Raw genomic sequence first — 14,432 nt, 5'->3', positions numbered from 1 at the left:
GCGTCAGAGCTTGCGGGCCACCACCCCGTACACGCTCACGTCCGCGTCCGTGACGTCGTCGATCCGCCGGTAGCGCGTACGGTCCAGCTCGTCCAGGCCCGCCACGAACTCCGGATCCGCGTCGGCGGCCTCGGGCAGGTCGACGACCTCCTCGGGGCGCCAGCGGTGCACCGGGACGACACCGGGTTCGAGCATCTCCAGACCGTTGTCGGTCACGAAGCGCTCCACCTGCGCGTGCGAGCGGCGGACCATGGCGAAGCCGCGCTCCTTGAACGCCTTCGTCACCTGGCCGACCTGCTCGGGGTTGAGGTCCGAGCTCACGTTGCTCAGCACCAGCAGACTCCCGGGTGCCAGCGCGCCGAGCAGCCGCTCGACGACGGGATAGGCCGCGTCGTCCTCGATGAAGTGGAGGACGGCGGCGAGGACGAGGGCGACGGGCCGGTCGAGGTCGAGGGTGCGGCGGGCGGCTTCGAGGATCGTGGCGGGGTCGCGCAGGTCCGCCTCGATGTAGTCGGTGCGTCCCTCGGGGCCGCTGGTGAGCAGGGCCTGCGCGTGGACGAGGACGACGGGGTCGTTGTCGACGTAGACCACCCGTGAGTCGGGGGCCACCGCCTGGGCGATCTGGTGCACGTTCTGCTGCGTCGGCAGCCCGGTACCGATGTCCAGGAACTGCCGGATGCCCTCGTGGGCGGCGAGCGTGACCGCCCGGCGCATGAAGTCCCGGTTGTGCCGCACGGTGAGATAGCCGCGCGGATTGGCGGCCAGCGCCATGGCCGCGGCCTCCCGGTCGGCCGGGTAGTTGTCCTTGCCGCCGAGGAAGACGTCGTAGACCCGCGCCGGATGCGCCTTCGTGGTGTCGATGCGCTTCCTGAGCTCCGTGGCGTCAGGGGCGGGTGCGTCGGCGCTCATATGACCGTCCTCGTAAGGCTGTTGATGCGACAAGCGGTAAATCTAGACCTTCCCGCGGTGCCTACGCGCTCCCCGGGGGAGGGAAACGGGGCCCCGTCCGCGGGCGCCGCACGGCTTCGTGGGTTGTCGGTCCGGCCGGTTAGCCTCTGTGGAGTGTCCCCACGTATCACCGATCCCGAGCAGCTCAAGGAGCTCCTCGGGATTCCCTTCACCCCGGAGCAGACGGCGTGCATCATCGCGCCGCCCGCCCCGCAGGTGATCGTCGCCGGAGCCGGGTCGGGGAAGACCACGGTGATGGCGGCCCGGGTGGTGTGGCTGGTCGGGACCGGTCAGGTCGCCCCTGAGCAGGTCCTCGGGCTCACCTTCACCAACAAGGCGGCCGGTGAGCTCGCCGAGCGCGTCCGCAAGGCCCTGATCGCCGCCGGAGTCACCGACCCCGACGTCATCGACCCGGACGACCCCCCGGGCGAACCAGGCATCTCCACGTACCACGCCTTCGCCGGCCGGCTCCTCACCGAGCACGGGCTGCGGATAGGGCTCGAACCCACCACCCGCCTCCTCGCCGACGCCACCCGCTACCAGCTCGCCGCCCGCGTGCTGCGCGAGGCCCCCGGCCCCTACCCCGCCCTGACCAGGTCGTTCCCCACCCTCGTCAGCGATCTGCTGGCCCTGGACGCCGAGCTGGCCGAACATCTCGTACGTCCCGGACAGCTCGCGGCGTACGACACCGAGCTGCTCCGCACCCTGGAGACCGCCGGGCTCAGCAACGCGGAACTGCGCAAGATCCCCGAGGCCGCCGAGGCCCGCCGCGAGCTGCTCTCGCTGACCGGCCGCTACCGGGAGGCGAAGCGCAGCCGCGACCTCCTCGACTTCGGCGACCAGATCGCGCTCTCCGCCGAGCTGGCCCTCACCCGTCCCGAGGTCGGCGCGATCCTGCGCGACGAGTACCGGGTCGTCCTGCTCGACGAGTACCAGGACACCTCCGTCGCCCAGCGCCTCCTGCTCTCCGCCCTCTTCGGCAGCGGACCCGACGGCACGTCGTCCGGACACGCCGTCACAGCCGTCGGCGACCCCTGCCAGGCCATCTACGGCTGGCGCGGCGCCTCCGTCGCCAACCTCGACGACTTCCCGAGCCACTTCCCGCACGCCGACGGCACCCCGGCCGCCCGCTACTCCCTCAGCGAGAACCGCCGCAGCGGCGGCCGCCTCCTGCACCTCGCCAACGGACTCGCCGCACCGCTGCGCGCCATGCACGAGGGCGTCGAGGCCCTGCGCCCCGCCCCGGGCGCCGAGCGCGACGGCCTCGTCCGCTGCGCCCTGCTGCGCACCCACGCCGAGGAGATCGACTGGCTCGCCGACTCGATCGCCCACCTCGTGCGCACCGGCAAGGCCCCCGGCGAGATCGCCGTCCTGTGCCGCACCGCCGGTGACTTCCCGGAGATCCAGGCCGCGCTCGTCGCCCGGGACATCCCGGTCGAGGTCGTCGGCCTCTCCGGACTGCTCCACCTGCCGGAGGTCGCCGACCTCGTCGCCGTCTGCGAGGTACTCCAGGACCCGGGCGCCAACGCTTCCCTGGTCCGGCTGCTCACCGGCCCCCGCTGGCGGATCGGCCCCCGCGACCTGGCGCTCCTCGGCCGCCGCGCCCGCCTCCTCGTCCACCGCGCGGCCCACGGCGACGACGCGGACTTCGATCCCGACCGCCGGCTCGCCGAGGCCGTCGAGGGCGTCGACCCGGCCGAGGTGATCTCGCTGGCCGACGCCCTGGACACGTTCCTCGACTCCGGCGGCGAGCAGGACGACCGCCTGCCGTTCTCCGCCGACGCCCGCGTCCGCTTCGCCCGCCTCGCCACCGAACTGCGCGACCTGCGCCGCTCCCTCGCCGACCCGCTGATGGACGTCCTGCACCGGGTGCTGTCCACCACCGGCCTGGAGGTCGAGCTCTCCGCCTCCCCCCACGCCCTGGCCGCCCGCCGCCGCGAGACCCTCGCCAACTTCCTCGACGTCGCGGCCCGGTTCGCCGCCGTCGACGGGGAGGCCTCGCTCCTCGCCTTCCTCGGCTTCCTGCGCACGGCCGCGCAGTACGAGAAGGGCCTGGACAACGCGCTGCCCGGCGGTGAGAACACCGTCAAGGTCCTCACCGCCCACAAGTCCAAGGGCCTGGAATGGGACGTCGTCGCCGTGCCCGGCCTGGTCACCGGCCAGTTCCCCAGCGGCCGGTCCCGGGACGCCTGGACCTCCCAGCCCCAGGTCCTCCCGCACGCCCTGCGCGGCGACACCGCCACCCTGCCCGTCGTCCACTCCTTCGACGCCAAGGGGCTCAAGGGCTTCAAGGAGGAGATGAAGGAGCACCAGCACACCGAGGAGCTCCGCCTCGGCTACGTCACCTTCACCCGCCCCCGCACCCTGCTGCTCGGCTCCGGCCACTGGTGGGGCCCGAACCAGAAGAAGCCGCGCGGGCCGTCCGCCTTCCTGCACGCGCTGTACGAGCACTGCGCCGCCGGGCACGGCGAGATCGAGGCCTGGGCGGACGAACCGGCCGAGGACGAGGAGAACCCGGCCCTGGCGGCCGGGGCAGTGGCCGGCCACGCCTGGCCGCTGCCGCTCGACGACACCGCGCTGGCCCGCCGCCGGGCCGCCGCGGACACGGTGATGGCCCACCTGGAGGCACTGGCCGCGGCGGGCCCGGTGCCTGATGCGTACGCGGCGCAGGAGCAGCCGCCCCCGCCGGACGAGGCCCGCCCCGGACCTCCCGACGACGAGCTGTTCCCCGAGGACGACCCCTTCCTGGACGACGCGCCCTTCCCCGATGACGACGACGCGCCCCAGGCCGCCCCGCACGTCCCGGCGGCCCGCGCCCCCGAGCGGGTGCCCCCGCGGCTCACCCCCGAGGAGTCCCGCACCCTCGCCTCCTGGGACCGCGACCTCGACGCGCTCGCCGGGGAGCTGCGCCGCGCCCGCGCCACCGTGCGCGACGTCCTCGTGCCCGCATCGCTCTCCGCCACCCAGTTGCTGCGCCTCGCCGACGACCCCGACGGCTTCGCCCAGGAACTGGCCCGCCCCATGCCGAGGCCCCCGCAGGCCGCCGCCCGGCGGGGCACCCGCTTCCACGCCTGGGTCGAGTCCCGCTTCGAGGAACTGCCGCTGCCCATGCTCGGCCCCGACGAGCTCCCCGGCGCCGACGAGAGCGACGCCGACATCGCCGACGAGCGGGATCTCGCCGAGCTCAAGGAGGCCTTCGAGCGCACCCCGTACGCCCGCCGCACCCCCTACCGCGTCGAGACGCCGTTCCAGATCACCCTGGCCGGCCGGGTGATCCGGGGCCGTATCGACGCGGTGTACCGCACCGGGGACACGTACGAGATCGTCGACTGGAAGACCAGCCGCACCAACACCGCCGACCCCCTCCAGCTCGCCGTCTACCGCCTCGCCTGGGCCGAACTGCACGGGCTGCCGCTCACCGATGTCACGGCCACCTTCCTCTTCGTCCGCAGCGGCGAGAGCGTCCGCCCGGCCCGGCTCCCGGGCCGCCCGGAGCTGGAGCGGATCCTCCTGGACGAGCCACCTCCCACGGCCCGATAAGCTGAAGGTCATGAGCGACACCCCGGACAACGCCGTCCGTACGTACACCGAGCAGCACCGCGCCGCCTTCCTCGACGATCTCGCCGAGTGGCTGCGCATCCCGTCCGTATCCGCTCAGCCGGAGCACGACGGGGACGTACGGCGCAGTGCCGCCTGGCTGTCCGCCAAGCTGACGGAGACCGGCTTCCCGGTCGCCGAGGTCTGGGAGACGGCGGGTGCCCCCGCGGTGTTCGCCGAGTGGCCGTCCGACGACCCGGACGCCCCCACGGTGCTCGTGTACGGACATCACGACGTGCAGCCCGCCGCCCGCGAGGACGGCTGGGACACCGACCCGTTCGAGCCGGTGATCCGCGACGGCCGGATGTACGGACGGGGCGCGGCCGACGACAAGGGGCAGGTGTTCTTCCACACCCTCGGCCTCCGGGCGCACCTCGCCACGACCGGCCGCACCGCCCCCGCCGTCCACCTCAAGCTCCTGGTCGAGGGCGAGGAGGAGTCGGGTTCGCCGCACTTCCGCGCCCTGGTCGAGCAGCAGGCGGACCGCCTCGGCGCGGACGCCGTCATCGTCTCCGACACCGGCATGTGGGACGAGTCGACCCCGACCGTCTGCACCGGCATGCGCGGCCTCGCCGAGTGCGAGATCGAGCTGCGCGGGCCGGAGCAGGACATCCACTCCGGATCGTTCGGCGGCGCCGTACCCAACCCCGCCACCGAGATCGCCCGCCTCGTCGCGGCCCTGCACGACGCCGACGGCCGGGTGGCGGTCCCCGGCTTCTACGACGGTGTGGCCGAACTCACCGACACCGAACGCGCCCTCTTCGCCGAGCTGCCGTTCGACGAGGCCACCTGGCTGCGTACCGCCAAGTCGCAGGCCGCGTCCGGCGAGGCGGGCTACTCCACGCTGGAACGCGTCTGGGCCCGCCCCACCGCCGAGGTCAACGGCATCGGCGGCGGCTACCAGGGCGCCGGCAGCAAGACGATCATCCCGTCCGCCGCCCAGGTCAAGATCAGCTTCCGGCTGGTCGCGGGCCAGGACCCGGACGGCATCGAGAAGGCGGTCCGGGCCTGGGCCGAGGACCGCGTCCCGGCCGGCGTCCGCCAACGGATCACCTTCCTCCCGGCCACCCGCCCCTGCCTCACCCCGCTGGACCACCCCGCGCTGCAGGCCGTGGCCCGCGCCATGGGACGGGCCTTCGGCCAGAAGATCCTCTTCACCCGCGAAGGAGGCTCGGGACCCGCCGCCGACCTGCAGGACGTGCTCGGCGCACCCGTCCTCTTCCTGGGCATCTCCGTACCGTCCGACGGCTGGCACGCCCCCAACGAGAAGGTCGAACTCGACCTGCTGTTCAAGGGTGTGGAGACCACCGCCCACCTCTGGGGCGAACTGGCAGCCGCACTCCGCTGAATCCTCTGAACACCCGATCCATCCCGGGGGAGTAGGAAGCACCTGTGAGCACCTTCGACAACGCCACCACGGACCGTCCCATCGGTCTGACCGCGCCGAGCGGCATCGACCGCGCGGCGCACCACCGCCTCGACGAGGCCTGGCTGTCCGCCGCGTGGAGCCACCCCACGACCCGGGTCTTCGTCGTCTCGGGCGGGCAGGTGCTGGTCGACGACACCGCCGACGGCACCGAACTCGTGATGACCCCCGCCTTCGAGGCACCGGTCACCGAGACCCACCGCTACTTCCTCGGCACCGACGACGACGGCGTCAGCTACTTCGCCCTCCAGAAGGACTCGCTGCCTGGCCGCATGGACCAGTCGGCGCGCCCCGCGGGCCTGCGCGAGGCCGGCCTGCTCCTCGGCGCCCGCGACGCCGGCCTGATGGTGCACGCGGTCGCGCTGGAGAACTGGCAGCGGCTGCACCGCTTCTGCTCGCGCTGCGGCGAACGCACGGTGATCGCGGCGGCCGGCCACATCCGCCGCTGCCAGGCCTGCGGCGCCGAGCACTACCCGCGCACCGACCCGGCGGTCATCATGCTCGTCACCGACGACCAGGACCGTGCCCTGCTCGGCCGCCAGGTGCACTGGCCCGAGGGCCGCTTCTCCACGCTGGCGGGCTTCGTCGAGCCGGGCGAGTCGATCGAGCAGTCCGTGGCGCGCGAGGTGTTCGAGGAGGCGGGCGTCACGGTCGGCGAGGTCGAGTACATCGCCAGCCAGCCCTGGCCCTTCCCGTCCAGCCTGATGCTCGGCTTCATGGCCCGGGCCACGACGTTCGACATCAACGTCGACGGCGAGGAGATCGAGGAGGCCCGCTGGTTCTCCCGCGAGGAGCTGACGGCCGCTTTCGAGTCGGGCGAGATCCTGCCCCCGTTCGGCATCTCGATCGCCGCCCGCCTGATCGAGATCTGGTACGGGAAGCCCCTGCCGAAGCCGGTCCGGACCGGCTGAGCCCGGTCCGGCTGTTTCTCGGTCCAGCCGTCTCTCGGTCCGGCTGTTTTCTCGGTCCTGCGGGCCCGGTCCGGTGACTTCCCCGGGCGGCCGACGGCCGGTCCGAGGGAATCGCGGACGTACGGCCCGGCGCCCCTCGATGATCGTCGCACCGACAGTCCGAGGAACGGGAGCACGCGATGGACCAGCACGCACGGGGGCGACGCGCCTACGAAGGCCTGACCGGGGTGCCGGCCGAGGACGCCCTGGCGCGGATCCGGGAGCAGTCGCCGCAGATGTACGCCACCCTCGTCGACTACGCGGCCGCGGGAGTGGTCACCCACGCCGAACTGGGCTGGGCCGAGCGGGAGCTCGTGACGGTGGCGGTCCTGGCCGCGCTCGGCGGGGCCGAGGGCCAGCTCGCCACCCACACCCGTGCGGCCCTGCACCAGGGCCACGCGGCCTCGGAGCTGCTCGCCCTGTGCGAGCACGTGGCGCTCTACGCCGGCCTGCCGCGCGCACTGAACGCACTGGCCGTCGTCGACGAGGTGCTGACCGCGTCCGGACTGCCCGGGCCGGCCGCGCTGCGCACGGTCCGGCTGGGCGACCACGACACGGTGGTGGCGCGGCGGGGCGACGAAGGACCGCCCGTGCTGCTGGTCCACTCCCTGGGCGTCGACTGGCGGATGTGGGAGCCGGTCATGGAACGGCTGGCCGCGGGCCGGCGGGTGTTCGCCTACGACATCCGTGGCCACGGGGCGGCAGCCGGTGCGCCCGCCGCCACCGGCATGTCCGGCCTCGGCACCGACCTGGTGGCGGTGCTCGACGCCCTGGAACTGGAGCGGGCGCATGTCGTCGGGCTGTCCGTCGGCGGTGCGATCGGCCAGACCGCCGCCGTCCTGCACCCCGGGCGGATCGCGTCCCTCGCCCTGCTGGGAGCCCCCGACCACCCGGTCCCCGAGGCCTTCGAGTCCCGGGCCCGCGCCGCCGAGACCGAGGGCATGGACGCCCAGATCGCCCCCACCCTCACCCGCTGGTTCACCCCCGAGGCGCTCGCCGAGAACACCTGGGGCGTGCGGTACGCCCGCGAGCGCGTCCGCCGGTTCGATCCGGCCGACTGGGCCGCCACCTGGCGGGCGTACAAGACCCTCGACGTGCGGGACCGGCTCCGCGATCTCCATGCACCGACCCTGGTCGTCGCCGGAGAACTCGACGCGGCGGCGCCGCCCGCGTTCATGTCCGGGGTCGCCGGGCGCATCCCCGGCTCCGTCTACCGGGAGCTTCCGCGCGCACCCCATATGCAGACCCTCGAACAGCCCGGCCCACTGGCCGACATCCTCGACGGGTTCCTCCCAGTGGGCTGAGACGAGCCCGCGCCGGTCCGGACACTGTCCGCGCTCCCTCTCCCGTCCGCACACAGCACCGCCCCCACCGGTGGTCTCGACACATGGTCTCGACCGGTGGGGGCGGTGCGGTGTACGGGGAGAGGGGCGGCGTCAGACGCCGACCTTCTGCTTCACCTGCGCCAGCGAGGGGTTCGTCAGGGTCGAACCGTCGGGGAAGAGAACGGTCGGGACCGTCTGGTTTCCGCCATTCGCCTTCTCGACGAAGGCCGCCGACTCCGGGTCCTGCTCGATGTTGATCTCGGTGTACGCGATGCCCTCGCGGTCCATCTGGCCCTTGAGCCGACGGCAGTAGCCGCACCACGTGGTGCTGTACATCGTCACAGTGCCCGGCATGTCTTGGCGCTCCTCTGTCTCATCGGTTCCGGCATTCCCGCCACGTCCCGGCGCGTCTCGTCCGTCACACGGCGAGGCGGGGACATGCGTTGCCGCACGGAAGGAGAACGCACGTGACCTGGCCACCATTCCCGGGCCCGCCCCCGATTAGTACGACGGACGGGACGGGCCTGTGGACAACTTCCCCTTCCGCCCCTTCCGACCTGGCAGCATGGCGGGGTGACATCAGCAACGCATTCCACCCTCTTCCCCCAGGTCCCCGACTCCGCCGACGCCGTCCTCGACGGGCTCGACCCCGAGCAGCGCGAGGTCGCCATGGCCCTGCAGGGGCCGGTGTGCGTGCTGGCCGGGGCCGGTACGGGCAAGACGCGGGCCATCACGCACCGCATCGCCTACGGGGTGCGCGCGGGGATCATCCAGCCGACCACCGTGCTTGCCGTCACGTTCACCAACCGGGCCGCGGGCGAGATGCGCGGCCGGCTGCGCCAGCTCGGCGCGGGCGGGGTGCAGGCGCGGACCTTCCACTCCGCGGCGCTGCGCCAGCTCCAGTACTTCTGGCCGAAAGCGGTCGGTGGTGAACTGCCGCGGCTGGTGGAGCGCAAGGTCCAGCTGGTCGCCGAGGCGGCGGCCCGCTGCCGCATCCGCCTCGACCGCAACGAACTGCGCGATGTCACGAGCGAGATCGAATGGGCCAAGGTCACCCAGACCGTGCCCGCCGACTATCCGGCCGTCGTCGCCAAGTCCCAGCGCGATGCCCCGCGCGATCCCGCCGAGATCTCCCAGGTCTACGCGATGTACGAGCAGCTGAAGCGCGACCGCACGGTGATCGACTTCGAGGACGTGCTCCTGCTGACCGTCGGAATCCTGCAGGACCGCCACGACATCGCCGACCACGTCCGCCGCCAGTACCAGCACTTCGTGGTCGACGAGTACCAGGACGTCAGCCCGCTCCAGCAGCGGCTGCTCGACCTCTGGCTCGGCGACCGGGACAACCTCTGCGTCGTCGGCGACGCCAGCCAGACGATCTACTCCTTCACCGGCGCCACCCCCGACCACCTGCTGAATTTCCGCACCCGTCACCCCCGGGCCACCGTGGTCAAGCTCGTCCGCGACTACCGCTCCACACCCCAGGTCGTCCACCTGGCCAACGGACTCCTCTCGCAGGCCCGCGGCCGCGCCGCGGAGCACCGGCTCGAACTGGTCTCGCAGCGCGAGTCGGGCCCCGACCCCGCCTACCTGGAGTACGCGGACGAGCCCGCGGAGGCCGAGGGCACCGCCCGCCGCATCCGGGACCTGATCGCCGCCGGGGTCCCGGCCGGTGAGATCGCCGTGCTCTACCGGGTCAACTCCCAGTCCGAGGTCTACGAGCAGGCCCTCGCGGACGCGGGCGTGCCCTATCAGCTCAGGGGAGCGGAGCGCTTCTTCGAGCGCCCGGAGGTACGGGAAGCGGGCGTCGCCCTGCGCGGCGCCGCCCGGGCCGGGGGCAACGACTCCCTGCTGGACGACGCGGAGGGCCTGCCCTCCGAGGTGCGGGCGGTGCTCTCCACCAAGGGCTGGACCAGCGAGCCGCCCGCCGGATCGGGGGCGGTGCGCGACCGCTGGGAGTCCCTGGCCGCCCTCGTCAGGCTCGCCGAGGACTTCGAACAGGCCAGGCCGGGCGCGACCCTGTCCGACCTGGTCGCCGAACTGGACGAGCGCGCGGCGGCCCAGCACGCCCCCACGGTCCAGGGGGTCACGCTGGCGTCCCTGCACTCGGCGAAGGGCCTGGAGTGGGACGCCGTGTTCCTGGTCGGACTGACCGAGGGCATGATGCCGATCACCTACGCCAAGACGGACGAGCAGGTCGAGGAGGAGCGCCGGCTGCTCTACGTCGGCGTCACCCGGGCCCGCTTCCACCTCTCGCTGTCGTGGTCGCTGGCCCGCTCGCCCGGCGGCCGGGCGGGCCGCCGCCCGAGCCGCTTCCTGAACGGGCTGCGCCCCGGCTCGGCGGCGCTCGGCGGCCGGGCGACGGCCGGCGGCAGCGGCGGGATCGAACGCCCGGCGGCGGCCCGGCGGAAGCGGCGTGGACCGGCGCTGTGCCGGGTCTGCGGCAAGACTCTGACCGATGCCGGTGAGATGAAGCTGATGCGCTGCGACGACTGCCCGTCCGACATGGACGAGGCGCTGTACGAGCGGCTGCGCGACTGGCGCGCGGAGCGGGCGCAGGAGATCGGGCAGCCCGCCTACTGCGTGTTCACCGACAAGACGCTGATGGCCATCGCGGAGGCGGTGCCGGGCAGCGAGGGCGAACTGGCCGGGATCTCCGGGGTCGGCGCGCGGAAGCTGGGCCGGTTCGGAGCCGCCGTGCTCGACATCTGCGCAGGTGGGGACGGGGCTGAGGGGCCCGAGGAGGCCGACGAGGAGGTGTGAGAAAAACTCGTCGAAAAAATAGTTTGCGCCCGCCCCAGTCATCACCATAGGTTCTTAACCACGGGAACAGCGACTTCTCTGAAGCCCTGACCCTGTGCTGTACTTATCCGAATACGCAGGACCGGCCTGGCCGGTCCCCCCCGAGACGCCGAGAGGAGGCGATTGAAGTGATCAGCATCATCGAGACCAACAAAATGACCGATCTCTCGGTCGTCTCCGCCTGCTCGCTCGGCCTCGCCTGCTCTTCGAAGTCTTCACTGCGTGGCACCGGTATGTCCGGCATTTCCGCCGTCAGCCCGCTGTCCCTGGCGAACCTTCCCGTGCGGGAGCGCAATGAGCGACCGACCCAGGCACCGGCAGCAGCAGTAGCGAAGGGACAGGCCCAGGCCTATGCCTTTGCGGCCGTCGGTGCGGGAGCGGAAGCCGGAGCCAAGAAGCAGACGACGCACCACCACACGATGTGGGCCTTCCGTGGGCCTGAACCCTGGAGTGATCCAGCCTGATCGACGATCAGGCCGGCGCCTTCAGGGCCGCGGAACCCCACTCGGGATCCGCGGCCCTTTTGTTTTGTCCGAACGGACGAGACAGCGCGAAGGAGCCTCGGGACAAGCAAGAACTGGTACCAGCCGCCCCCCGGCCAACAGGCCGGAAACGACCAGACGAGGACACCACCACCGTGCAACTCGAAGCGCACGCCCCGTCCGTACCGCCTTCCGAAACACTCCCCCCGCCCGGCCTCACGGAGGACTCCACCTTGATCCCCCTCACCGCGCTCACCGCGCTCGACGACGCCATCGAGAACCTCGGCGTACCCGTCCCCTGCCGCTCCTACGACCCGGAGGTCTTCTTCGCCGAGTCGCCGGCCGACGTCGAGTACGCCAAGTCCCTCTGCCGCACCTGTCCGCTCGTCGAGGCCTGCCTCGCCGGCGCCAAGGAGCGCCGCGAGCCGTGGGGCGTCTGGGGTGGCGAGCTCTTCATCCAGGGCGTCGTCGTCGCTCGCAAGCGGCCCCGTGGCCGTCCGCGCAAGAACCCGGTCGCGGCGTGACCGCCGACCTGGGGGTCACGGCCCCCAAGCCCATGAAGCGCATCGGAACCATCGACCGTCCCCTGACACACGACCCCCGAAACCAGGCACCAATGACCATCCCCACGAGGGAGCCCGTCGGCTCCGCGACACCGGACGTCACCATCATCGGCGCGAACGACTCGCGTCAGAACAGGACCCGCGAGATGCAACTCATCCCAGAAGCCCTGGCTCGTGCTCATATGCACGACCGCCTGCGGGAAGCCGACGCGGAACGTCAGGCCGTGCGCCTGATCACCGCGCGGCGCATGCAGCGCAGGGCCGAGCGTGCCTCTATGCGCGCCCGTCGTGCGCTGGCCATGGCGGTCATGCACTGAACCGAGCAGGACCGCACGCCGCAGTAACCGCCGGGGGCAGCCGCTCTCTGCTCCCGGCAAGAAGCAGACGATCCCCGCAGCAGTCCCAGCGGTGAACGCAGCAGCAGACACAGAAGTACCCCTACCGCGGGGCCGGTCCACTCGGACCGGCCCCGCGGTCGTGCGACGGCGGTCCGTGTTACGGCTGTGTGCCGTGTGGCGCCGCGCCGCGCCGGAACACCGCGGCGGAGTTATCGTCACCAGGTGGACGAGGAGACTCATCGCCCCGGAGAAGCGGGTACCGGGGGCGTCGTGTGCGCCCTGTGCGGAACCCGCGCCGCGAGCGACAGCGCACCGCCGACCTGGCTCTGTTCCGTGGAGAACGGCAGCCGCCGCTACTTCTGTGACGCCTGTGCCCGTACCCACATCCGGGCCATCGAGGGGCGCCTCGACTCCGCCTGGTGGTGAACGCCGCCGGACACCACCGCGGTGTCCGGCACCGAGCCGCTACGTCACATCCGCACCGGCCACGGCGCCCTCCACGGCATCCTCCGCCGCGTCCTGCGCGTCCACCGCATCATCCTCGGACGCCTCCTCCGGCTGCGCGTCCTCATCCGGCGCCAGGAACCCCGGGAGCCAGGACTCCAGTTCCTCGCGCAGCCGGACCGTGGCTCCGAGCTGGCACAGCACCCCGATCGTGCTCAGCGTCACCCGGTGTATCAGCAGATAGGAGGGCGGCAGATTCAGCTGCTTGCCCAGCTGATGCGCCGGGGAGCGAGGGTCCGCTATCCGGGCGGCCTGATTGCGCATCCAGCTCCGGCTGAAGGTGAACTCCTCCACCTCGGCCGGTTCGATGATCGGCAGGAGGTAGTCGAGGACCGCGTCCGGTGCGAGGTCGATCGACTCCTTGACGAACCCCTCCTCGCACAGCAGCTGGTACACCCCGTCCGCGTCACCCTGGAGCGTCAGCCGCAGCGAGTCCCCGATGGTCCGGGGCAGTCCGCCCGGCAGCCGGTCCACGGTCCCGAAGTCGAGGACGCCCAGCCGCCATCGCGCCACCCCGCCGTCCGCGCCGCCGTCCTGACCGTCCTCGGCCTCGCCCCGGCCCTTGCCGTCGCCGTCGCCCTCGCCGTCCGTCGCGGGGGACGGGGCCGCGGGCAGCAGCCGGAAGTTGCCCGGGTGCGGGTCCGCGTGCAGCAGCCCGGTGCGCGCGGGGCCGGAGAACAGGAACCTGGCCAGCAGCTGTCCCGCCCGGTCCCGCTGTTCCGGTGTCCCGTCGGCGATCACGTCGGCCAGCGGCACCCCGTCGATCCACTCGGTGACCAGCACCTGATCGGACTGGTGGACCACCCCGGGCACCAGCACATCGGGATCGTCCGCGAACTCCTCGGCGTGCTCCCGCTGCGACTGCGCCTCCTGCTCGTAGTCCAGCTCCTCCGACACCCGGTCGCGCAGCTCCGTGATGAGCGGCTTGATGTCCATACCGGGGATCAGCGGGCCGAGCAGCCGGGCGAACCGGCTGAGCTGGGTCAGATCCGACAGCAGGGCCTCACCGGCGCCCGGATACTGCACCTTCACGGCGACCTCCCGGCCGTCGTGCCACACCGCCCGGTGCACCTGCCCGATCGAGGCGGCCGCCGACGGCTTGTCCTCGAACTCCAGGAACAGCTCCCGCCAGTCCTCACCCAGGCGTTCCGCCAGCACCGCGTGGACCGTGCCGCTCGGCAGGGGCGGGGCCGCCTCCTGGAGCTTGGTCAGCGCCGCACGGTAGGGGCCCGCGACCTCCTCGGGCAGTGCGGACTCGAAGACGGACAGGGCCTGGCCCAGCTTCATGGCCCCGCCCTTCAGCTCGCCCAGCACCTTGAAGAGCTGATCGGCGGTGCGCTGCTGGACCTCGCGCGCGACCAGCTCCGCGGACTTCCCGCCGATGCGCTTTCCCAGCCCCCACGTGGCACGGCCGGCGAACCCCAAAGGCAGCGCGGCCAGCTTGGCGGTTCGGGTGACCGCCTTCCGGGGAAGATCAGACATATGCCCCTCCAAATC

At 72.4% G+C, this 14,432-nt stretch carries 12 protein-coding genes; 9 read left to right on the top strand and 3 right to left on the bottom strand.

The genetic code is table 11. From position 1 onward, the window contains the following. Positions 1 to 3: 3 nt before the first annotated feature. Positions 4 to 909, bottom strand: a complete 906-nt coding sequence (locus tag OG521_13290) for an SAM-dependent methyltransferase (GenBank protein WUW21705.1) — start codon at positions 907 to 909, stop codon at positions 4 to 6. Positions 910 to 1,062: 153 nt separating this feature from the next. Between OG521_13290 and OG521_13285 the strand changes: the two genes are divergently transcribed. From OG521_13285 to OG521_13270, 4 genes are all read left to right on the top strand, one after another. Further along, a complete protein-coding gene (locus OG521_13285; GenBank protein ID WUW21704.1) occupies positions 1,063 to 4,488 on the top strand; it encodes an ATP-dependent helicase in 3,426 nt (1,141 codons plus the stop codon). Positions 4,489 to 4,498: 10 nt separating this feature from the next. Next, positions 4,499 to 5,893 carry a dipeptidase gene (locus tag OG521_13280; GenBank protein WUW21703.1) on the top strand — a complete coding sequence of 465 codons (1,395 nt, stop codon included), beginning with the start codon at positions 4,499 to 4,501 and terminating at the stop codon, positions 5,891 to 5,893. A 44-nt stretch (positions 5,894 to 5,937) separates the two neighbouring features. Then, positions 5,938 to 6,882: an NAD(+) diphosphatase gene (gene nudC / locus OG521_13275; GenBank protein WUW21702.1), complete on the top strand. Its 945-nt coding sequence runs from the start codon at positions 5,938 to 5,940 to the stop codon at positions 6,880 to 6,882. 179 nt (positions 6,883 to 7,061) lie between these two features. Continuing rightward, positions 7,062 to 8,225 (top strand): alpha/beta fold hydrolase, encoded by a 1,164-nt coding sequence (locus OG521_13270; protein ID WUW21701.1) that lies wholly within the window; start codon positions 7,062 to 7,064, stop codon positions 8,223 to 8,225. A gap of 132 nt (positions 8,226 to 8,357) precedes the next feature. Here OG521_13270 and OG521_13265 read toward each other — a convergent pair whose 3' ends face one another. Further along, on the bottom strand, positions 8,358 to 8,600 hold the full coding sequence (locus OG521_13265) for a mycoredoxin (protein ID WUW21700.1): 243 nt from the start codon (positions 8,598 to 8,600) through the stop codon (positions 8,358 to 8,360). 219 nt (positions 8,601 to 8,819) lie between these two features. Here OG521_13265 and OG521_13260 point away from each other — a divergent pair, with 219 nt between their 5' ends. The 5 genes from OG521_13260 to OG521_13240 all read left to right on the top strand — a co-directional run bounded on the left by OG521_13260 (position 8,820) and on the right by OG521_13240 (position 12,857). Then, on the top strand, positions 8,820 to 11,009 hold the full coding sequence (locus OG521_13260) for an ATP-dependent DNA helicase UvrD2 (protein WUW21699.1): 2,190 nt from the start codon (positions 8,820 to 8,822) through the stop codon (positions 11,007 to 11,009). A 167-nt stretch (positions 11,010 to 11,176) separates the two neighbouring features. Beyond that, positions 11,177 to 11,512, top strand: coding sequence for a hypothetical protein (locus OG521_13255; GenBank protein ID WUW21698.1), 336 nt, complete (start codon positions 11,177 to 11,179; stop codon positions 11,510 to 11,512). A gap of 173 nt (positions 11,513 to 11,685) precedes the next feature. After that, a complete protein-coding gene (locus tag OG521_13250) occupies positions 11,686 to 12,054 on the top strand; it encodes a WhiB family transcriptional regulator (GenBank protein ID WUW21697.1) in 369 nt (122 codons plus the stop codon). Between the two features lie 32 nt (positions 12,055 to 12,086). Continuing rightward, positions 12,087 to 12,410, top strand: a complete 324-nt coding sequence (locus OG521_13245) for a hypothetical protein (protein WUW26671.1) — start codon at positions 12,087 to 12,089, stop codon at positions 12,408 to 12,410. A gap of 243 nt (positions 12,411 to 12,653) precedes the next feature. Next, positions 12,654 to 12,857, top strand: a complete 204-nt coding sequence (locus tag OG521_13240) for a hypothetical protein (protein WUW21696.1) — start codon at positions 12,654 to 12,656, stop codon at positions 12,855 to 12,857. A gap of 39 nt (positions 12,858 to 12,896) precedes the next feature. On the opposite strand, the gene OG521_13235 is transcribed toward OG521_13240, so the two are convergent. Then, positions 12,897 to 14,417, bottom strand: a complete 1,521-nt coding sequence (locus OG521_13235) for an AarF/UbiB family protein (GenBank protein WUW21695.1) — start codon at positions 14,415 to 14,417, stop codon at positions 12,897 to 12,899. Positions 14,418 to 14,432: the final 15 nt, after the last annotated feature.

Origin of the sequence: Streptomyces sp. NBC_01463, assembly GCA_036227345.1 — a bacterium.
GTDB lineage: Bacteria > Actinomycetota > Actinomycetes > Streptomycetales > Streptomycetaceae > Streptomyces.
Note: the sequence above shows the minus strand (reverse complement) of the source record. Positions and strands in the feature narration are given on the sequence as shown.